General features: G+C 70.6%; 15 protein-coding genes and 1 pseudogene. 7 read left to right on the top strand and 9 right to left on the bottom strand.

Going from position 1 to position 19869, the window contains the following annotated elements:
- Nucleotides 1–239: 239 nt before the first annotated feature.
- The gene (locus tag StrepF001_RS10405) at nt 240–833 is read right to left on the bottom strand and encodes an NAD(P)H-dependent oxidoreductase (protein WP_129798008.1); all 594 of its coding nucleotides are present in this window, start codon (nt 831–833) and stop codon (nt 240–242) included.
- 112 nt (nt 834–945) lie between these two features.
- On the opposite strand from StrepF001_RS10405, the gene StrepF001_RS10400 reads away from it, so the two are divergent.
- On the top strand, nt 946–1782 hold the full coding sequence (locus StrepF001_RS10400; RefSeq protein WP_129798007.1) for a helix-turn-helix transcriptional regulator: 837 nt from the start codon (nt 946–948) through the stop codon (nt 1780–1782).
- Between the two features lie 678 nt (nt 1783–2460).
- On the opposite strand, the gene StrepF001_RS10395 is transcribed toward StrepF001_RS10400, so the two are convergent.
- Nucleotides 2461–2868: a hypothetical protein gene (locus StrepF001_RS10395; protein WP_129798006.1), complete on the bottom strand. Its 408-nt coding sequence runs from the start codon at nt 2866–2868 to the stop codon at nt 2461–2463.
- A gap of 274 nt (nt 2869–3142) precedes the next feature.
- Nucleotides 3143–3613 (bottom strand): MarR family transcriptional regulator, encoded by a 471-nt coding sequence (locus tag StrepF001_RS10390; RefSeq protein ID WP_129798414.1) that lies wholly within the window; start codon nt 3611–3613, stop codon nt 3143–3145.
- Nucleotides 3614–3757: 144 nt separating this feature from the next.
- On the opposite strand from StrepF001_RS10390, the gene StrepF001_RS10385 reads away from it, so the two are divergent.
- The gene (locus StrepF001_RS10385; protein WP_240797363.1) at nt 3758–4843 is read left to right on the top strand and encodes a LuxR family transcriptional regulator; all 1086 of its coding nucleotides are present in this window, start codon (nt 3758–3760) and stop codon (nt 4841–4843) included.
- 75 nt (nt 4844–4918) lie between these two features.
- Here StrepF001_RS10385 and StrepF001_RS10380 read toward each other — a convergent pair whose 3' ends face one another.
- Nucleotides 4919–8692, bottom strand: a complete 3774-nt coding sequence (locus StrepF001_RS10380; RefSeq protein WP_129798005.1) for a S8 family serine peptidase — start codon at nt 8690–8692, stop codon at nt 4919–4921.
- Nucleotides 8693–8824: 132 nt separating this feature from the next.
- The gene (locus StrepF001_RS10375; RefSeq protein WP_129798004.1) at nt 8825–9085 is read right to left on the bottom strand and encodes a CGNR zinc finger domain-containing protein; all 261 of its coding nucleotides are present in this window, start codon (nt 9083–9085) and stop codon (nt 8825–8827) included.
- A 374-nt stretch (nt 9086–9459) separates the two neighbouring features.
- On the opposite strand from StrepF001_RS10375, the gene StrepF001_RS10370 reads away from it, so the two are divergent.
- Nucleotides 9460–9822, top strand: coding sequence for a hypothetical protein (locus StrepF001_RS10370; protein WP_240797362.1), 363 nt, complete (start codon nt 9460–9462; stop codon nt 9820–9822).
- 123 nt (nt 9823–9945) lie between these two features.
- Here StrepF001_RS10370 and StrepF001_RS10365 read toward each other — a convergent pair whose 3' ends face one another.
- Nucleotides 9946–10581: a TetR/AcrR family transcriptional regulator gene (locus StrepF001_RS10365; protein ID WP_129798003.1), complete on the bottom strand. Its 636-nt coding sequence runs from the start codon at nt 10579–10581 to the stop codon at nt 9946–9948.
- 137 nt (nt 10582–10718) lie between these two features.
- Between StrepF001_RS10365 and StrepF001_RS10360 the strand changes: the two genes are divergently transcribed.
- The 4 genes and pseudogenes from StrepF001_RS10360 to StrepF001_RS10345 all read left to right on the top strand — a co-directional run.
- A complete protein-coding gene (locus StrepF001_RS10360) occupies nt 10719–11864 on the top strand; it encodes a VOC family protein (RefSeq protein WP_129798002.1) in 1146 nt (381 codons plus the stop codon).
- Entirely contained in the window at nt 11861–12835 is a 975-nt protein-coding gene (locus tag StrepF001_RS10355; RefSeq protein WP_240797361.1) for a fumarylacetoacetate hydrolase family protein, read from the top strand. The genes StrepF001_RS10360 and StrepF001_RS10355 overlap by 4 nt, the downstream gene beginning before the upstream one ends.
- Nucleotides 12832–14454 (top strand): bifunctional 3-(3-hydroxy-phenyl)propionate/3-hydroxycinnamic acid hydroxylase, encoded by a 1623-nt coding sequence (locus StrepF001_RS10350; RefSeq protein ID WP_129798001.1) that lies wholly within the window; start codon nt 12832–12834, stop codon nt 14452–14454. Before StrepF001_RS10355 ends, StrepF001_RS10350 begins: the two co-directional genes overlap by 4 nt.
- 21 nt (nt 14455–14475) lie before the next feature.
- Nucleotides 14476–15486: pseudogene (locus tag StrepF001_RS10345) on the top strand (AMP-binding protein); the annotation flags it as partial.
- A 304-nt stretch (nt 15487–15790) separates the two neighbouring features.
- On the opposite strand, the gene StrepF001_RS10340 reads toward StrepF001_RS10345, so the two are convergent.
- From StrepF001_RS10340 to StrepF001_RS10330, 3 genes are read right to left on the bottom strand one after another with little or no spacing between them, the layout of a single operon-like run.
- Nucleotides 15791–17716 (bottom strand): glycogen debranching N-terminal domain-containing protein, encoded by a 1926-nt coding sequence (locus StrepF001_RS10340; protein WP_129798000.1) that lies wholly within the window; start codon nt 17714–17716, stop codon nt 15791–15793.
- Nucleotides 17713–19065, bottom strand: a complete 1353-nt coding sequence (locus StrepF001_RS10335; RefSeq protein ID WP_165396215.1) for a trehalase family glycosidase — start codon at nt 19063–19065, stop codon at nt 17713–17715. Before StrepF001_RS10335 ends, StrepF001_RS10340 begins: the two co-directional genes overlap by 4 nt.
- A complete protein-coding gene (locus StrepF001_RS10330; RefSeq protein ID WP_129797998.1) occupies nt 19062–19862 on the bottom strand; it encodes a sugar phosphate isomerase/epimerase family protein in 801 nt (266 codons plus the stop codon). The genes StrepF001_RS10335 and StrepF001_RS10330 overlap by 4 nt, the downstream gene beginning before the upstream one ends.
- Between the last annotated feature and the right edge of the window lie 7 nt (nt 19863–19869).

Genomic DNA, 19869 nt, shown 5'->3' with positions numbered 1-19869 from the left:
ACTCCCGTACCGTCCCGACCGTCGCGGGGTGCCCGCAGGATGCACACATGACAGACACGATGATGCGCGCCGACCCGAGCGTGTCATGAAAGGCACGATGTGCGGCGCGCAGTCGGGGCGCGTCGCTCCCGACGGGGCACGGGGCGGTCAAGGTGATCCACCCCGTGCAGGCCCAGGAATCCGGAGTTTTGTGCGCGGCTTGGTCGCGAAGTGCTGTTGTCCGCTCCGGTACCTGTCGCTCAAGCCGGGTAGGGAGCGGCGTTGCGGGCCGACCGGAGTGCGGTGGCCCACCAGTCCAGCTGGTCGAGCATCGTCTTGGCGTACCCGGGAGCCTCAGGGTCGAGGGGACGGCCGTCCTGCCACGCCGTGAAGTAGTTCGGGAAGGCGAGATGATCGCGAATCGTCACCGTGTGCAACTCGGTCAGCACGTTCTCCAGGTGCAGCACCGCGTGCCGGCCGCCTGCTGCACCGCCGTAGCTGACGAAGGCGACGGGCTTGGCGGTCCACTGGGTGAAGTGCCAGTCGATGGCCGCCTTCAACGACGCGGGATAGCTGTGGTTGTACTCCGGCGTGACCACGATGAACGCATCAGCGCCCTCGAGAGCCGACGTCAGTGCCGCCATCCCGGCCGGACGGGGGTAACCGTCGCCTGCATACTTCGGCGATGCCGCAGGCAGCGCCAGCGGGATGTCGATCTCGGCCAGATCGACGACGTCCACATCGAAACCACCGTGCATGCCGGCCTGTTCGGCGACCCACGAGGCCACAACCGGTCCGAACCGTCCTTCCCGGACGCTTCCGACAATGATCAACAGCTTGGGCTTGTTCTCCATGCCCACCACGATCAGGCCGCACCGTGGCTGCAACCAGACCGCGCTCAGGCTGGCCCCCACAGGGCCAGTCTGAGCAGGCCGCGATCAGCAGCCGGCCCCGTATGCTCCAGGCATGGGTACGCCGTTGGGGGACTTCATCCGGGCCAAGCGGGACAGCATCCAGCCGCGATCGCTGGGACTGCCGGATCGCGGCCGCCGCCGGTCACCGGGGCTACGGCGCTCAGATCTCGCCGCGCGGGCCGGCATCAGCGTCGAATACCTGACCCGCCTGGAACAGGGCCGTGACCGCAATCCGTCGGTGGCGGTAGTGAACGCCCTTGCCGATGCTCTCAGCCTCGACCCCTCGGAGCGCAACCACCTGCGCTATCTCGCGAAGATCACTGGCGGGGAATGTACCGCGCACACCCGGCCGGCACCACCGCGCCGCGACGTGCGCCCCTCGGTCCTGGAGACACTCCGCCTCCTCGAACCGGGGATCGCCATGGTGACCAACCGGCTGGGCGACGTCCTCGCCCACACCAGCGGCTACGAGGCGGTGACGAGCGGAACCGGACTTCTCGACTCCGACACCCCGAATTTCACCCGCTACGTCTTCACCGACCCCCGCGCCCGGACGTTCTTCGCCGACTGGGACGACGTCGCGGACGAGCAGGCCTTCGACCTGTGGCTTGCACCATCGGTCGAGAACTCCGAGTGGTTCACCACAGAACTCGCGCCCATCGCCGGCCCCGACTTCACGCGCCGACTGAACCGTCACGAGGTTCCGCGACGTGGAGCTCTCCGCCTCAACCACCCCTCCGGCTGCGAACTCCAACTGCTCCGCGAGACGCTCGAACTCTCCTCTGACGCCCAACAACTGATCGTCTTCCTCCCCGCAGACGACAGGACGGCCCAGGCAGTCGACCAACTCCGCCGCCGGCCCCAAGGCCGGCTCCGGGCCGTCTCGTAACGCCCCGGGGAGGCCGGACAGGCCGTTGTCCGGCGCGGAGCACCTCGAGTCCCGGTCAACCGGAAGAGCCGGCCGAGGCAGCCCGTCGCCGATGGGGGGCGGCATCCGTCCGTGTATCGCTCGGTCACCCACATGACCGATGGATGCCGCCCCACGGCGGGACGCGAGTTGCCTCCCCAGGCGCCTCACGTCCGCTGGTTCGCCGCCGGTGCCGTCCCTTGCCCGGCGGCGTCCTGCAACCCGGCCGCTCATGCTCAGGCCGCAGGCGTTTGCGGGTGCAGCGACTCCCGGCCCAGAGGGCTCGCAGGAGCCGCCGCCCAGAATGTGGGCCGCAGGTCAGTGCCCGCCGCGGCCGGCCGTGGCCCGAAACGGGCCAGTCATCGTCGTGTCAGCGCTGCACCGGCCTCGGTGCGGCGATGGCGGCCCGGCCCGGGCAGATCCAGGGCGCGGCCATGCTCGACTGCGCGCTGTCCACGGTGTCGGCCTGAACCAGGTCCGCTGGTCGGCCAGAGGCGCCGAAACACAGTGATGAGCGGGGCGGTTTGCTGCATGGTGTTCTCCGGTGGGGCGTTGGCACGGAGTGCCGGATGGTGCGGTCACGAGGGTGAAGCGTCTGAGCCGATGTGAGTCCGGCGCGATCGAGCCCCGGGCCGAGTCGGACGGGCCCGGCCGGCTCGCTCAGCTGCCGGAACGGCTCGAGGCGGCGTAGCTGTACCAGAGCTGGTCGAAGTACCAGCGGTCGAAGCCGTATGCGCGCTCGCCCGCCGGGGTGAGGACGATCCACCGTCCGTCCACCCGCTGGTAGGCGTGGCGGCCGTCGTAGCGCAGTTGGCGTCCGTCGTCACTGGAGCGCCAGTACAGGTAATCCCGGTGATCCCGCTCGCTGCGCCAGTCAGGACGCCCGTCCGTGCGCGGCCGGTCGCGGTCACTGTGGTCGGTCGCGACGCGGGTGACGGCGCCGGTGTGGCTGTGCCGGTCGGCGGGGAGGGTGGATGCCACGGCGGGGTTCCCGACGGCGATGAGTGCGCTGCCGGCGACCGTGAGAGTGGCGGCTGCGGTCGCGAGTCGGTGCGTGAACTGCTTCATGGTGGTGCCTCCTTGCATTGCCCGCTGATCGAACGGACGCGAATGGTTCGACGCGATGCGCCGTGCGGCGGTGGCCGCTGTACGACTGATCGCCGCCATGCGTTGACACTAGCAAATCATTGAAGGTCATCAACGATTGTGGAGGTGTGACCGTCGACTCATTCGCACGATGGAGGTGGGGCGGGTGCGCCAAACACAGAACACCCCAGGAACCGCACTGGTTCCCGGGGTGTGTGATCGACGCCGACCCCGCCGTCTCGTGGCGGCCGGTGGATCAGCGCTCGGTGCAGGGAATGTCACCCTTGGAGGTCCTGACCCGGCTCAGCAGGTCCCGCAGAGTTCCGAGCTCCTCGGCGGTGAGATCCGCGAACAGCTCCCGTTCCACCTTCTCGATGGCTTCCTGGGCCTTGGCCAGGACGCGGCTGCCTTCTTCGGTGATCACGACGATGTGACGGCGCCGGTCGGCCGGGTCGCGACGGCGTTCGACGAACTGCGTGGACTCCAGGTCGTTGAGGATGCCGCACAGAACACTCGGGTCCACCTCGAGAGCCCCTGCGACGCCCTGCTGGCTCATGTTGCCCGACCTGCCGAGCAGGATCAGCGTCACACCCTGGCGGGGCGTCAGTCCGCACAGCGCAAAGGCGTGCTCCATCCGGCTGTTGGCGATGGCACCGTGCCGGGCCAGCAAGAAGCCGAGCCGGTCGAGGGGGTCGGTTTCCAGGGTGTCGGCCAGTTCCGCGTTCATGATCACACAACCATCGTATCAAAGCGGCAACGGTCACAAGCAGTGAAGGATTGATGAGTCTAAATGATTGGGAACCTTCGATGGAAGCCAGTGGTCGACCTTCCGTACGGCCTCGGCGTAGAGTCCGTCGTTGCCGCTGAAGTGGTGCGACAGCAGTTCGCTCGCCACTGCGCGGAATGCGGCGATCTCCTCGATGGTGACTTCGGCAAGGGGCTGGGGAGGAAGTACATGCTGGAGGCGGTGGGGCTGTCGGTCGCCGAGACGGATGTGTACCGTGCGCTCGTCGTCGCCGTCACGGCGTCGGCGGGAGAGGTGTCCACGACGACGGGTCTCGACACCCGGACCGCCGAGCGGTTGCTCCTCGCGCTGGAGGAGAAGGGGCTGGCCCGCGGGGTGGAGGGGGTCTCGGGGCGGTTCGCCGCCAACCCGCCCGACGTGGCCCTGCTGCCGCGGCTCGAACGCCGCGCCGACGAGCTCGGCAAGGCCCGCTCGGCCGTGTCCGAACTGATGGAGACCTATCGGCGCAACGCCTGGATCCGCGACGCGGGTGAGGTGGTGGAGTTCATCACCGGGGCCGGGGCGTTGCGCCAGCGGCTGCAGCAGGTTCAGGACAGCGCCCGGGAAGAGCTGCTGTGGTTCTGCCGGGCGCAGTACGTCGCCATGCCGTCCGGCACGAACCAGGCCGAGTTCGACGCCCTGGCGCGCGGCGTCGGCTACCGGGTCCTGTACGAGCAGGCCTTCTTCGACGACGCCGGCGGAATGGAGAACATCGTCAGGGCGGTGCGGGCCGGCGAGACCGCGCGTGCGGTGCCGGCGTTGCCGCTGCGGATGGCGATCGCCGACCGTTGCCTGGCGATCTGCCCGTTGGCACCGGCCGGTCCGGCGGGTGACCCGCGTGAGGTGACGGCGGTCGTCGTGCGGGGCAGCAGTCTGCTGGAAGCACTTGTCGCGCTGTTCGAGCGCTACTGGGAGATCGGGGCTCCGCTGCGGGTGACTCCGGAGGGCCGGATCGGCGCTCACGTGCTGGAATCCGATGCCGACTCGCTGACGGCCGACGACCAGCGCCTGCTCTCCCTGATGGTCGCGGGCCTCACGGACGAGTCGATCGCCGGGCAGATGGGCGTCAGCAGACGCACCGTCCAGCGCCGCATCCAGCATCTGATGACCATCGCCGGTGTCGCGACCCGCATGCAGCTCGGCTGGCAGGCCGCGCGCCGCAACTGGGTCTGAGCCGGGAGGCATCCGGAGAACAGCGGTGCGGCCGACGGACATCGCCGGCCGCACCACCTCTGAGCGGTGGGCCTTTCAGCCCTGCTGCAGGTAGGCCCGTGTCACGGTCTGCCGCACACTGTTGCCGGCGGTGTCCTTGGCGGTGACCCGCAGCGTCACGTACGCGTCGCCGCGCACCCCGGACGGCCGTGTGACGGTCGCCTCGTACGCGTTTGCCCCTCTGTCACGCAGCGAGGCGCGGCTCCAGGTCCGGCCGTCGTCGTACGACGCCTCGACCCGCATCACCACACCCTTCGGTGCGGCCAGCCCGTCCTGGGCGCGGACCGCCAGCCGAACGGCATGCGTACGGCCGGACTTGACCTCGTTGCGTTCGTCCACCGGAACGTCGTAGTCGACCTGGAGCAGCGGGAGCAGCTTCGCCTCGCCGCCGGCCGCGGACCGGAACGACCAGGACGTCTCGGTCTCGGTGCCGTACGCCCACTCCTGCGACGTCCGGCTGGTCGACAGGTCCAGCCGGTAGTCGGCCGCCCCGGCGGGCACCTCGAAGTCCGTCCAGGCGCTGCCCGCCTCGGCGATCTCCTTGCCGTCGCGGAAAAGGACCGCCTTCGCCGTGTCGCCCTGCTGGGAGGCGCCGGCGCCCTTGCCGACGCCGCCACCGTCGCCCGAATTCTCGAGCTTGCGTGACCAGTGCCCGGACGTCGAGTCGGTGAACTCCGGTATGCGCAGGGCGAGGACGTTCCCGTCGCGGACGGAGGCGAGACCGGCGCCGTGCGGGATCGACGGACGCACGACCGATTCGTTCCAGGTCTCCCGCAGCTGCTCACCGGCACGGTAGGTGCGCGGGGCGCTGCGCATCCCGACCATCAGTTCGCGGTCCTGACTGACCGTCTCATGGTGCACCTTGTGCTCCCAGGCGGTGTCCCCCGCCGAGACGTACTCGGTGCGTTCGAAGCCCGTCGGGACGAACCGGGAGTACTGGAGCCAGGCGAAGTCCTGGTACGGACGGCGGGCGAACCGCTGCTCGGACGCCCACGGCGTACCGCCGTTGTCGGCGTACGTCGTGCGGATGACGGCGCTGTTGTCCTCCGTGACGGTGTGCACGACCTTGTCGGGGATGCGCTGCGAGGAGACCTGCATGACGTCGTACAGGTACGGGCTGCGGGCCGTGCCCGTGAAGTGCACCTGCGTCCTGCGGTCCTTGATGCGGGCCAGCAGCTTGGCGCCCGCGTCGGCGCCGATCCTGACAGTGGGCAGCGCCCAGCGGTCGCCGGCGGGCTCCCAACGGGTCCACGGCTGGTTGCTGAAGTGGACGAGTGCCACGGCCGCGACGCCGGCCTCGGCGGCCTTCGTCAGCGTGTCCGGCTCGTAGATGTTGTCGCGGTTGGTCAGGACGGCGAGCTTGCCGCGGGCGCGGTCGAAGCGGGGCGCGCCGACGTCGCCCGCGTCGACGGCGGTGAGGCGGAGTCCCCGCTCGTCGAAGAGGGGCGAGGACGGCATGTAGTAGGCCCGCAGGTCTACGTCCGAACCGGGCACGCGTGCCTGGAGCATGGGCGCGACGAGCTGCCAGCGTGAGGCGAACTCGAAGGTGCCGTCGGTCACTTCGGCCGTGGGACTGACCATGATCCGGTCGACGCTGTCGAAGTACATGACGCCCTGCGTCAGGGCGCTGCCGTCGATCTCACGGTGCGTCTGGTAGCTGATGATGTTTCGCTGCTCTGCCGGACGGGGGGTGCGTATCTCCACCTTCGTGGTCTTGCGAGGGTCCAGCGTGACCGTCATGTCCTTGGTCACCTTCACCTCGGGCAGGATCACCTGGCGCAGCTCCGAGCCGTCCGAGGCGATGGACGGCAGGTCGACCTGGTAGGTGCCCTCCTCGACCTCGGCGATGGCCCGCTCCCGGTCGACGTATCCGACGAACCCGTCGGTCCCCCAGATCGTTGCCAGCACCGGGACGCGCTTGCCCTCATCGTCGAAGGTGTTCACCGTCAGCCGGTGCACAGGGCCCTTCACCACCATGCTCAGCGTGGTGTGGACTTTCACCTTGCCGTCGGAGGAAGTGGCGGTCGCGTAGCCGTAGTAGGCGCCTCGCGTGACGCGGGAGGGGTCCACCGCCAGGGGCACCTCGACAGTCGTCCCGGCCGCCACCCGCAGTGACTCGCTGCCGGGGCGCACCGCGCCCTCGGCGGCCTCGCGGCCCGCGGTGGTGGCCAGCCGGACGTCCAGCGCGAGCGTCAGGTCCTCATCGGAGTGGTTGGTGTAGCGGACCTTCGTCGAGCGGGTGCTGCCGTGACCGGTCTCGTACGTGCCGAGAGCGACGGTGCCGGTGGCGGTCAGCGGTCCCAGCACGGCGGCGGCGACGTCGACGCGGCCACCGCCCTGTTCGGTGACCTTCTGGCCGACGACCGTGCGGGAGGTGCTCACCAGCGCGTCCTTCAGCCGCTCCGGGCCCCAGTCCGGGTGCCGCTGGGCGAGGAGGGCCGCGGCGCCCGCGACATGCGGGGTGGCCATCGACGTACCGGACGCCGCTACGTAGTGCTCGTCGACCGGGTGACCCATCGTCGTGCCGGCCGCACGTGCCGCCACGATGTCGACTCCGGGCGCGGTCACATCCGGCTTGACGGCGGCCTTGTCCCCGACGAGCGGGCCCCGGCTGGAGAACGAGGCGAGAGAGTCGGCGCGGTCGACCGCGCCGACGGTGAGGGCCGCGTACGCGGCGCCGGGCGAGCCGACGGTGCTCTGCCCCAGCTCACCGGCGTTGCCGGCCGCCACCACGAAGAGCGCACCGGTGCTCTCGGTCAGCGCGTTCAGGGCCAGGCTCATCGGGTCCTGGCCGTCGCTGGCGCCCTCCGAGCCAAGGCTCATGTTGACCACCTTGGCCCCCTGGGCCGCCGCCCACTCCATACCGGCGACGACCTGGGACTCGCTGCCGAAGCCGTTGTCGCCGAGAACCTTGCCGATCAGCAGGTCGGCGGCCGGCGCCACGCCCTTGCGCGTGCCGCCGGACGCGGCGCCGCTGCCGGCGACGGTCGAGGCCACGTGGGTGCCGTGGCCGAAGGCGTCGCCGGTGCCGGAGCTGTCGGAGAAGTTCTCCGCCTTGGCGATACGGCCGGCCAGGTCGGGATGGGACGCGTCGGCGCCCGTGTCCAGGACGGCGACCTTCACGGACTCGCCCCGCAGCCCGGCCTCCCATGCAGCGGGCGTGCCGATCTGGGCGGTGCTGCGGTCCAGGGAGGGGCGGACACGGCTGTCCAGCCACACCTTGGGCGTTGCCTGGGCGCGGGCGCCGTCTTCCGAACCGCCGGAAGCCAGGTGCTTCCAGAACGTGCCGAGGTCGTTCTCGGCGACCCGGAGCGACAGCGCTCCGATGCTGTCGAGCCGGTGCGCGGGTGCGCCCTCGTCGGCGAGACGGGTGAGCCGGCTCATGGTGCCGTCCGCCACGTCCTTGCCCTGCTCCACGATCAGCGGCAGCGCGTCGGTGTGCGCCACGTCGTACTGCTGGGAGACGAGCGCGGTCACATCGAACAGCTCGCGGTCCAGCCGCCCGGTGGCGACCAGGTCCGAGGCGTCCGACGGAATGACCGACAGATGCCCGTCCTGCTCGATGGTGCGGAACAGCACTCCCCGCCGCCCGGTGCCGGGCTCGACGGACGCTGTGCTCCTGCCCGCGGCATCCGTGGTGACCGTCACCCGGTCACCGGTGATCAGCCGCACGGTCGCGGTCTTCCCCATGGCGGCAGCTCCGGACGGCGCCGCATCCGTGGCGCCGGTCCGTGCCGATACCGGCAGCACGGCGCCGGCGCTCAGTGCGAGCCCCAAGGCCGCCGCCACCAGTAGGCGGGTTCTTTTCATTCGGTCCAAGCCCTTCCACTCAGCGCGAAAAGGTGTTCACGCGCTGGACAGAATCCGGTCAGCGAGGGAGAGCTGTCACTCAATTCGCGTGGCAGGGATGGGCCTTGTCCCAATGGCGACACGGGCGCCACATCACGGCAATCCAGCCGGAAGTTGCGAACGCCTCTCGGCGGGGAAGCGTTCGGGTCCGAGGTGGCGCTGACGGGCGCGGCAGTTGCGGAGGTTGGCCGCGTTGCCGCACACGCGGACGTTGTGCCGGACACCGCCGTTGTTGCGGGATCGGTCGTAGAAGGCTGCCTCGCAGCGGGGGTTGCGGCAGATCTTCAGGCGGCGCAGGGTGTCGGTGCATTGCTCCGACGGTGCCTGCGAGGTGGCGTCGGCCGGTTTACGCATCTGCTGACGCAAATCCTGGCGGAAGTCGCGTAGTTCTGCAGGTCTCCCTCCTCGAGGAGGGAGATTCTGGCCTGCTCACTCGGTGCGGTGCCGCTGGGGGGACACGGACATCGGGCGGCCTTCCGTGGCTTCCTGCTTCATCGCGCGCTGCGCCGCGACGGCCCTGTTCGCCCAAGGCCGGCCCATACGCAGGCCAGCTGGGTCGTCCCGGCGTATGCGAACTGCTTGTGCGACTGCCGTAGCCCTCAGGGCGTCCTCGGAGGACGGCAGCACGTGAGTGGCGGAGCGGCCCACCATCTCCCTGGCCGAGTACCCGACAAGCTGCTGAGCGGCCTGCGTCGACCACCGTCCCCGCCGCGTCGAGCATGGCGATCGTGGCGTCGAGTATCTCGCTGGGGGCACCGGCTCCGCGGCGCCGTTGCACCGGCGTTCCGGCGGTCCGCGAGCAGGCCGCCTCCGTGCTCGGCATGGGCGGCTCCCTGATTCTGGTGGGCATCACACCCGAGCCGCTCACCATCACCGAGGACCTGACCTTCACCTACATGCAGAAGCAGGTGCGCGGCCACTACGGCGCCACCCCGGAGGGCGTCGTCGAGCTGGTGCAGCCGGCCTCCAGCGGCCGCCTCGACCTGGCCCCCTCCATCACCGACCACATCCCGCTCGCTGACGCCGCCGACGCGGTCCACCGACTGGAGAACAAGGTCGGCGACCCGATCCGTCTGGTCCTCGTCCCCTGACGACTGCTGAGAGATCGCCCAGAAGCCACCTCGGGCAGGGGTGAGTGGGCGCCGGTGCTTGAGGGAGCACCGGCGCCCACGGTTTTCCGGGTATCCGTCGGCCCGGCGCGCGCCGACCCAGGGTCAGGCGAGGTCGGGCAGGGCGCGCCGGGTGACCTCGTGGGCCTCGTCCGGGGGGACGCCGAGCATGCGCAGGACCATCTCGGCCAGGTCGGAGGCGGTCTCGTCGCCATCCACGTCGGGGCGGGCGAGCCGCAGCGCCACGAGGGACATCAGCGTGCCGCCCACGGCGGACAGGGCGGTGACCGCGTTGGCGCAGGTGAAGCGGCCCGAGGCGATGCCGATCTCCAGGTCGCGCAGGGCTCGCGGGGCGAGGCCGCGGTCGGAGTGGATGTAGGCCAGACCGCGGTCACGCAGGATGCGAAGGAGTTCCGGGTGGGAGTCGGCCATCCGGGCGGTGAGCCGGAAGCCCGCCGCGACGAGTTCGGCCGGGTCGTCGATCCCGTGTACGCGCTCGTCGATGACCTGCCCGAACTCCTCCAGGGCGTCCGTCACCGCGGCGTCGAACAGCTCCGTCTTGGACTCGAAGTGGTTGTAGAAGGAGCCGAAACCCACGTCCGCGCGTTCGGCGATCGCCTGGATGCTGGCGCTGGTGTCCCCGGTCTCCGCGAGGATCTGCCGGGCCGCGCGGACGAGCGCCTGACGGGTCTCGGCGCGGCGCCGTTCGAAGCGGTTCTTGGGCGGGGCTGACGTCGGCATACGGCGAGCGTAACAACCGTCGCGATGAGCTCGCCATCTCTGATGAGATCATCAATTGTTTGCGATCCAGCTATTGACGATGAGTGACAGCAAAGTTGATGATTTCATCATTGCGGCAGTGTTGCTTGGAGGACACCATGTCCCAGACCCCCGTCGACAAGGCTGATTCCCAGACACCCCACCAAGGCCTCCACAGCGAGCAGGGGGCCCTTCGCGGCGAGCATCCCGGGCGAGCCCGGAATCCCGTGATCAAGGTGGCGGACCTGGCCTGGCTGGAGTTCGAGAAGCCGGACCTGGACCGGGCCGAGGTGTTCGCGCGTGACTTCGGGTTCGCGACCGCCGCCCGCACCGAGGAGGCGCTGTGGCTGCGCGGCACCTTCGCGGGCACACCCTCCATGGTCATCCGGCGCGGGCGTGCGTCCCGGTTCATCGGGCCGGCCTTCCGCGCGGCCGAGCGGGCCGATGTGGACCGGCTGGCCCGCGTCGTGGGACATACCGTCCGGGACATCGACGTGCCGGGCGGCGGGCAGTCGGTCAGCATGCTCGACCCCTCGGGCCTTCCGGTCCGGGTCGTGCACTGCGCCGAACAGCTGCCCGCCCTGCCCGAGCAGGAGCCGCTGATCCTCAACACCGGCACCGGACACCGCCGTACCAACGCCACCCAGCGTCCGCCCCGCGAGCCGTCCCGTATCCAGCGCCTCGGTCATGTGGTGCTGGAGACGCGGGCGTTCGCCCGGACCCTGAACTGGTACCTGGACACCCTTGGGCTGATCGTGTCCGACTTCCTGTTCCTGGACGGGCAGCGCGATCGCGGGCCGACCATGGCGTTCATCCGCTGCGACCAGGGGAGCGTGGCGGTCGATCACCACACGCTGGCCCTGCACCTGGGTCCGGGCAACGGCTACGTCCACTCCGCCTACCAGGTCACCGACCTCGACGCGATCGCCGCCGGCGGGGAGTACCTGGCCGAGCGCGGCTACCAGCGCAGCTGGGGGATCGGCCGGCACGTCCAGGGCAGCCAGCTCTTCGACTACTGGCGCGATCCCGACCGCTTCATGCTGGAGCACTTCGCCGACGGTGACCTGTTCTCCTGCGACCTCGAACCCGGCTGGGCGCCGATGTCGGCGAGCGGCCTGGCCCAGTGGGGGCCGCCGGTCACCCGCGACTTCCTGGGCGCCAACCCGTCCCCCGCCAAGCTGCGCGAGGTCATGACGGCCCTGCGCGGCGACAACGAACTCGACCCCGCACGCCTGCTGGGCCTGATGAAAGCGATGACCTCATGAGCACCAACGTGCTGCGCACGCCTGGGGGCACCTCCCGCTCGAGCGAAGCCGAGAGTGGGGGAGGCTGGTGGGTCGTCCGGGACGACCGTGCCGTCCGTGTCGACACCAAGGCCGTCACCACCGCCGAGCTGCTGGCCGACCGGGCCGCGATCCAGGAGGCCGCCGCCTCCGGCGAGAGCGGCACGCCCGTCGCCGGCCTGGTGGCGCTGCCCCCGGTCACCACCCCGTGCCGGGTGGTCGCCCAGATGGTCAACTACCGCAGTCACGCCAAGGATTCGGGGTTCACCGGCGACATCCCGCCCACGTTCTTCCGCAAGGCGTCCGGCTCGGTCAGCGGCCCGCACGAGACGATCGTCCGCCCGGCGCACGTGAAGTTCCTCGACTACGAGGTCGAACTCGGCCTCGTCATGGGCGCGACCCTGCCCGTCGGCACGGTCGTGGAGGAGCGGGACCTGCCGCGCTACGTCGCCGGGCTGGTCCTGACCAACGACGTCAGCGCCCGCGACGTCCAGCTGACCAAGACCCAGTTCTACGAGAGCAAGTCCTACCCGACCTTCACCCCGACCGGGCCCTACCTGGCCCTGCTGGAGCCCGAGGACTTCACCCACCTGATCAACCTGCGGCTGCGGCTGAACGTCAACGGCGTACCGCGCCAGGACCGCACGCTCGCCGACATGATCGTACGGCCCGCGCAGGCGCTCACCCTGCTCGCCCGCTTCCAGACCCTCGACCCGGGTGACCTGCTGCTGACCGGCACGCCCGGCGGCACGGCCCTGAAGGCCCCGCCCAAGCCGGTCGCGAAGATCGGTGCGCTGCTCCCGCCCGCAGTGAGGTGGAAGGCGTTCTTCAACAGTCAGGCCAGGAACCCGCGTTACCTGCACAACGGTGACGTCATCACCGCCACGATCGCCACCCCGGACGGGCGGATCGACCTCGGCGAGCAGCGCACCCCCGTGGCGGACGCCACGTGAGGGCGGTGTCGCGGGTACCGGTGGTGATCATCGGTGCCGGGCCGGTGGGCATCACGGCCGCCCTCCTGCTCGCCCGGCGCGGCGTGCCCAGCCTCGTCCTGGAACGCCACCGGGACGTCTACCCGCTGCCGCGCGCCGTTGTGGTGGACGACGAGGTCCGCCGGATCCTGCAGAGCGTCGGTGTCCACGAGGAGTTCGCCGCCCTCGCCCGCCCGGCGCGCGGGCTGCGGCTGCTGGACGCCCGGCACCGTGTGATCGCCGAATTCGCGCGGTCCCTGGAGGGACACCACGGCTTTCCGCAGACCAGCATGTTCGACCAGCCCGAGCTGGAGCGCCTGCTGCGCGACGCCCTGGCACGCCGCCCGGAGTGCGAGCTGCGGGGCGGGGTGGAGGTCGTGTCCGTCACCCAGCCCACTGACGGTACGGGACCCGTCCGGGTCACCCTCCGGGGCGACAGCAGCAACGAGGAGGAGCACGTGTGGGCCGATGCCGTCCTCGGCTGCGACGGCGCGGGCAGCCTCACCCGCGACGCCATCGGCGCCGTCTGGGAGGACCTGCACTTCGAGGAGAGCTGGCGGGTCATCGACGTCCGCACCAGCCGCCGGGTGCGCACCTGGGAGGGCGCCGAGCAGATCTGCTGTCCCCACCAGCCGGCGACGTTCATGCGGATCGGCGAGGACCGCTACCGCTGGGAGTTCCGGCTGGCCGACGGCGAGAAGCTGGACGGCCCGGCAGGGTGGGAGCGCCTGCGCGAGCTGGTCGCCCCCTGGGTCGACCTGCCGTCCGCCGCTACGCCGGGCGACGACTTCGAGGTGATCCGACAGGCGCAGTACACCTTCCGGGCCCGCCTCGCCGACCGGTGGCGCCAAGGTCGTGTCTTCCTGCTGGGCGACGCCGCCCACCTCACCCCGCCCTTCGTCGGGCAGGGTCTGTGCGCGGGCCTGCGCGACGCCCACAACCTGACCTGGAAACTCGCCCGTGTTCTCCAGCAGGGCGCACACGACGGGCTGCTGGACACCTACGAGCGCGAGCGCAAGCCGCACGCCCGTCACGTGATCCGCATCGCGGTCGCCGTCGGCTGGGCCATGACCGGCGGACAGGACCGCGCCGCGGCGATCCGCCGGGCCCTCGTGGGCGCAGCCTGCCGCATCCCCGGCGTGACCGCCGCGGTGAGCCGCGACCTCAGCCCCGCCCTGACCGCCGGCCCGCTGGTACGGCGCCGCCCCCGGCTGGCCGGCCGCGCACTCGCCGGCACCTTCTGCCCGCAGCCCTGGGTACTGCGCGACGGCAGGCGGGTGCGCCTCGACGACGTTCTCGGCGACTCCTTCACCGTCCTGACCGCCGTCCCGCCCAGCGCGCGGACGACCGCCATGGCCACGGCACTGGGCGCACCCACGATCCGCATCGACGACCTGGACGACGACGGCACCCTGGCCGCCTGGCTGGCAGCCGGCCGGGCGGACGCCGCCCTGCTGCGCCCCGACCGCGTCGTCCTCGACACCGTCCCGGCCGGCACCGGCGACTTCACGGACACCGCCGCCTGGGCTCCCCTGCTGCACACGGCCCACCGCCCCGACGACGCCCGGCCCATCCCCCCGCCGAGGAGCACCACACCATGACCATTTCGCATCCCACGCCGTATCCGGAACCCCTTCTTCACTCCCGACCCGCACACGGCCGCCCATAGCCGCATGGCGGACTTCGCCCGTCGGCAGCTGCGCGCCCAGGTCGCCTCCGTCGCTGCCACTCTGCGCGACCTGGGCGTCGGCAGGGGTGACCGGGTGGTCGGCTATCTGCCCAACACCCCCCACGCCGTCATCGCCTTCCTCGCCACCGCCAGCCTGGGCGCGGTGTGGTCGGTGTGCGGCCAGGACTACGCACCCAAGGCCGCCGCCGACCGCTTCGCCCAGCTCGAACCGACCGTGCTCATCACCGCGGACGGCTACCTCTTCAACGGCACCACGCACGACCGCCGCACTGCCTCCCGCGAACTGGCCTGTGCCCTGCCGTCCTTGAAGGGCACGGTGCTCGTGGACCACGTGGGCTTCGGGTGGTCCGAGGACGGGCACGCGGGGCTGGCGGTTCCCTGGGAGGACGCGGCCGGCCGCACCGAGTACCTCACCATCGCCCCGGTGCCGTTCGACCACCCGCTGTGGGTCGTCATCTCCTCCGGCACCACTGGCGTACCCAAGGGCATCGTGCACGGGCACGGCGGGGTTCTTCTCGAACACCTCAAGATCCTCGGCCTGCACTGCGACCTGGGCGTCGGGGACCGCCTGCTGTGGTACACCACCACGCACTGGATGATGTGGAACCCGGTCGTCTCCACCCTGCTGACCGGCGCCACCACCTGCACCTACGACGGCAGCCCGGCGCCGCTCGCCCGTCCGGACATCCTGTGGGAGCTGGCGGCCCGCCACAAGGTCACCGTCTTCGGCACCAGCCCCCAGTACCTGCCGGCCATGGCCAAGCCGGGCATCGAGCCCTCCGTGCACGACCTGTCGGCCGTCCGCATCGTCGGCTGTACCGGCTCGGCTCTGCCCGCCTCCGCGTACCCCTGGGTCCGCGACCACGTGGGCCCGGGCGTCCAGGTGGCCTCCACGAGCGGTGGCACGGACGTCGTCTCCGGCTTCGCCGGGCCTGACCTTCCTGCCTCGCGACCGCTACGAAGCCCTTGAATCCGTCTGCCGAGCCCAGGACACCGACGAGTGGAAGGACCGCTATACGATCCGAGCCGGGGCCGAACGCACGATCTCCCAGGCCGTGTGCGTCACCGGCCTCCACCGCGTCCCGCTACCGCAACCCGTCTCGGCCACGTCCTCGCCGCCACCGCGATCGGCATCATCCGCATCGACCGATGGCTGACCAGCACCCCTCGCGGGTCGCCCGGACTTCCCGCCTCGTCGGCCTGCCCCGCCGTGCGGGCCCGGATTTCCGTCGGTGTCCGATCTCCGATCAATCCGTCCGCAGCCCCAAGGCGGTGAGCAAGGCCAGCGGAGTCGCTGCCGCCCATGCCTGTGGCGAGCAGGCGTGCGGGTAGGGAACCGGGTTTGCGGAGCGTGAACGGTCGTAGCCGGCCAGGACCTCGGGCAGCCGGTATCCGTGCTGCGCTGCCGCCGCGATCAGCCCTTCCGCCACGGTGCGTACTTCGTCGTGCAGCCCGTTGCGGGCAAGGCCGAGGGCGATGACGGCGTTGTCGTGGGGCCAGGCGCTGCCTCGGTGATAGGAGAGCGGGTGGTAGGGCTTCTGTCCCGCTGCGAGGGTGCGGATGGCCCAGCCCGAGAAGAAGTCCGGCTGCAGCAGTCGTCGGCCGACACGTCGGGCGTGCTGCTCGTCGAGGATGCCCGACCAGAGCAGATGCCCGGCGTCCGAGGCCAGCGCGTCCACCTGCCGGCCGTCGCCGTCGAGGGCCAGGGCGGGGAAGTCGGCCTCGGCCATCCAGAAGTCCTCGGTGAACCGTGATCGCAAGTCGGTGGCGTATCGGCGCAACTGCTCGGCGTAGGGCTCGTCGTGCCAGACCTCCTGTGCCAGGTGGGCGGTGCGCAGGAGCGCGTCGTAGGCGTAACCCTGTGCCTCCGAGACGGCGATGGGGCCCTTTGCCTGGGTTCCGTCGCTGAAGCAGACGGCGCCCGCCGAGTCCTTCCAGTTCTGGTTGACCAACCCGTTGGGGTCGGGCGTGTAGACGAGGTATCCGTGCTTGGTCAGTCCGCCGTCGTCGAGCATCCAGTCGACTGCCGACCGGGCGTGCTGTTCGAGCCGGACGGCGAGGGCGGGGTCCTGGGTCGTCTCGTAGTGGGCGTGCAGCAGGACGAGGAAGAGAGGTGTGGCGTCGACCGCGCCGTAGTAGCGGCCGTAGGGAATCTGACGGAAGTGGGCGAGTTCGCCGTGCCGTATCTCGTGGACGATGCGTCCGGGTTGTTCACCGCTGAAGGCGTCGTGTCGCCGGCCCTGGGTTGCGGCGAGGGCGCTGAGAGTCCCGGCCGCTGCCGTCGGCCGGTACGGCAGGAGGAAGTAGGAGGTGAGCAGCGAATCCCGGCCGAAGAGGGTGAGGAACCAGGGGATGCCTGCTGCGGGCACGCTGACCTGTTCGCCGTCTGCGCCGGTTGCGGGGATGGTGAGCAGATCGAGGTCGGCCAGGCCCTGTTCGCATGCCTGTGCAAGGGTCTGGTCCGTGTCGGCGGGCAGTGGGGCGGCGTGAGTGGTGACGGCCGCGCCGGCGGCGGGATCGGGCGCTCCGTGCGGACGGGCCTCGACGCTCAGCCGGAGTTCGGCCTCGCCGTGCGGTGCGAGGGGCAGGGTCCACAGCATCCGGTGTGTGCTCCGGTCGGCGTCCGCTTCGTCGGCGCGCACGGCATCCGGTCGGGGGCTGCTGGTGACGGTGGTGCGTGAGTGCCAGTCCGCGCGCCGGTAGTCGAACTGCGCACCGTCCGCGGTGATGTGGGCCTGGTGGACGCTGTCCGGCTTCGGATAGTGGCGGTTGTCGGCCCGCAGCTCGAACAGATCGGCGAAATCGGCGTCCACGGTGACCTCGACCTGCGCGGTCACCGGATCGGGACGGTTGCTGACCAGGCGCAGGTGCTCGGTGAAGCCGCCTGCCATGACGGCCTGGCGACGAAAGACCGTGTAGGCGGGTGGTTCGTCGCGCGTGCCCGCCGGTGTGAGGACGCACTCTGCGGTGCCGTCCGGCTGTGCGACGGAGGGCACCAGGACGCCTGGGGTGTCGCCGTCGACGGTGAGTTGCCAGTGGCTGAGGTGCCGGGCGTCCCGTACGAAGAGTCCGTCCGGGGTGGCGCCGCGGGCACCGGTCACGCTGCCGTCGTTGTTCAGGATGGCGAAGGTGGCGTCCCGCACGAGTTGGACGCGGTGGGCGGCCCCGGTCATAGCGGTGGCTCCTTGTCGTCGGCGCACAGCAGATCGAGGGTGAGGGCGGCGGTCCAGGAGAAGTTGCGGGTGCCGCGGCCGGCGCCGGTGGTCGGGTCGACGTACTCGGCGAACTGTGAGTTGCCCGCCGTGGTGAGGATGGCGTCGCGGAGGCGGTCCGCCCGGGTGTCGCGGCCGTGGGCACGCAGACCGCGTTCGATCAGCCAGGCGGTGTTGAACCAGGCCGGGCCGCGCCAGTAGCGGGTGCTGTCGAAGGCGTGCCCGTCGAGGTCATAACTGGGAACCAGGGCTGTGGACTTGGTATGGAAGTGCGGTCCGTCCAGGGTCTGGATCAGCCGCTCGACAACGGGTTCCGGCAGGTCGGGGACGAGGAGGGGAATGAGTCCGGCCACGCTGAGTTCCGGGATCAGCCGGTCGTCCACCAGGTCACGTGCGAGGAACAGTCCCGTGTCCTCGTCCCACAGCCGCGCCACCAGGGTGCGGGTGAGGTCGGCGGCGCGTGCCGAGTGGAGTCCGGGGTCGGCGCCCACCTGGTCGGCGATCCGGGCGAGGGCCAGCTCGCTGACGATCAGAAGGGCGTTGAAGCAGGGGTCCTCGACGGCGAATTGGTGGGGAACGGCATCGTCGTAACCGGCGCTGCGGTAGTCGGCGGCCAGGTGGACATAGCGGCCGTAGTCGAGGTCGGTGGGCCGGTCGGCGGGGTGACCGTGGTTGAGGTCCGCACGGTGGAAGGTGTCGGGTGCGGCGGGGGTGATGCGGCTCAGAGGCCTGTCCCAGCAGGGGCTGTTGTCCATGCCCGGCTCCCACGGGTGTACGACCGCTGCCAGGCCGGCGCCTGCCAGGTCGCGCCGGGTCATCAGGTAGCGGTGCCAGGCGGCGAGCTGCGGGTAGAGACGGGTGAGGAACTCACGGCGCCGGGATTCCGCGGTGTCGGCCCGATGGACGAGCCAGGCTGCGAGGGCGTGGACGGGCGGCTGCACGATTCCCGACGTCTCGGCGGCCTCCGGTGCTCCGGCGTTCCGGCCCGCGCGCGAAGACTGCCAGAAATCGGGGCTGGGGAAGTAGGCGCCGTACGGCAGGTCGGGATTGAAGACGATGTGCGGGATACGGCCGTCCGCCCACTGGCCTGCCAGCAGCGCCTCGAGTTCACGCTGCGCGCGGCGCACGGACAGGTGCCGCAGACCGATGGCGATGAAGGCGGAGTCCCAGCTCCACTGGTGCGGGTAGAGCGTGCGGGAGGGGACGGTGGAGGTGCCGGTCCAGTTGGTGATGAGGACCCGCGCCGCACCGCGCCGCAGGGTCAGGTCTGCGGCGGCGGTGGGCACGGGCCGGTCCAGAACTTCCCTCACGCGCCGGACCTCTGCAGGAAGGCGGGGATGGAGCGGACGGCGTCGACGGGATCGCCGGTCAGCCGGCATTCCGCGGCCAGATAGCCGTCGTAGCCGATGGTGTGCAGGGCTCCCAGCCAGGCGGGCCAGTCGAGGTGTCCCGCGCCGGGCTGGAAGCGGTTGGAGTCCGACACCTGGGCGTGCCCGATGTAGTCGGCGTTCGCCAGGATCGAGGCAGCCGGGTCGCTCTCCTCGATGTTCATGTGGTAGCTGTCGATACCGATCTTGATGGAGTCGAGTCCAGTCTCGCGGATCAGGTCGGCGGCCTGCTCCAGGCGGTTGACCATGTGGTCCTCGTAGCGGTTGAGCGGCTCGAGGAAGAGGGTGACGCCTTCCTTGCGGGCGTGTTCGCCCAGTTCGGCCAGCCCGGAGAGCAGTACCTCGCGGTCCTGTTCCTCGGTGCGGGGCGGTTCGAAGGGGGGAAGGCGGCGCGAGAACATCCCGTAGGAGGCGGGTGTCTGGGCGCCCAGGCCACCGATCTCCGCGATCACGGTGAGCTGCGACTTCATCTGGGCGAGTGCGTCGCGGCGCAGTTCGTCGTCGAACGCGCCGAAGAAGTGCAGCATCTCCACGCACACGGTCGGCATGACCACGCCGTCCTTGAGTGCCTGCTTGAGCTCGGGCAGACGCGAGGCGAAGTGGAAGTCGCCCTTGGCCCTCAGTTCGATGGCGTCGTAGCCGGCGTTCTGGGCGAACTCCCACTTCTCCTGCAGGCTCTTGCCGGGCAGGAGTTGTTCTTGTGCGGCGGTCTTGAGCATCGGGGGC

It is taken from the genome of Streptomyces sp. F001 (genome assembly GCF_004187715.1).
GTDB classification, from domain to species: Bacteria; Actinomycetota; Actinomycetes; order Streptomycetales; family Streptomycetaceae; genus Streptomyces; species Streptomyces flavusporus.
This window is presented reverse-complemented; position numbering and strand designations above follow the sequence as displayed.

Coding starts and splice junctions, on each gene's coding strand:
- StrepF001_RS10405 (WP_129798008.1), bottom strand. CDS start 833: ATGGAGAACAAGCCCAAGCTGTTGATCATTGTCGGAAGCGTCCGGGAA.
- StrepF001_RS10400 (WP_129798007.1), top strand. CDS start 946: ATGGGTACGCCGTTGGGGGACTTCATCCGGGCCAAGCGGGACAGCATC.
- StrepF001_RS10395 (WP_129798006.1), bottom strand. CDS start 2,868: ATGAAGCAGTTCACGCACCGACTCGCGACCGCAGCCGCCACTCTCACG.
- StrepF001_RS10390 (WP_129798414.1), bottom strand. CDS start 3,613: ATGAACGCGGAACTGGCCGACACCCTGGAAACCGACCCCCTCGACCGG.
- StrepF001_RS10380 (WP_129798005.1), bottom strand. CDS start 8,692: ATGAAAAGAACCCGCCTACTGGTGGCGGCGGCCTTGGGGCTCGCACTG.
- StrepF001_RS10375 (WP_129798004.1), bottom strand. CDS start 9,085: ATGCGTAAACCGGCCGACGCCACCTCGCAGGCACCGTCGGAGCAATGC.
- StrepF001_RS10365 (WP_129798003.1), bottom strand. CDS start 10,581: ATGCCGACGTCAGCCCCGCCCAAGAACCGCTTCGAACGGCGCCGCGCC.
- StrepF001_RS10360 (WP_129798002.1), top strand. CDS start 10,719: ATGTCCCAGACCCCCGTCGACAAGGCTGATTCCCAGACACCCCACCAA.
- StrepF001_RS10355 (WP_240797361.1), top strand. CDS start 11,861: ATGAGCACCAACGTGCTGCGCACGCCTGGGGGCACCTCCCGCTCGAGC.
- StrepF001_RS10340 (WP_129798000.1), bottom strand. CDS start 17,716: ATGACCGGGGCCGCCCACCGCGTCCAACTCGTGCGGGACGCCACCTTC.
- StrepF001_RS10330 (WP_129797998.1), bottom strand. CDS start 19,862: ATGCTCAAGACCGCCGCACAAGAACAACTCCTGCCCGGCAAGAGCCTG.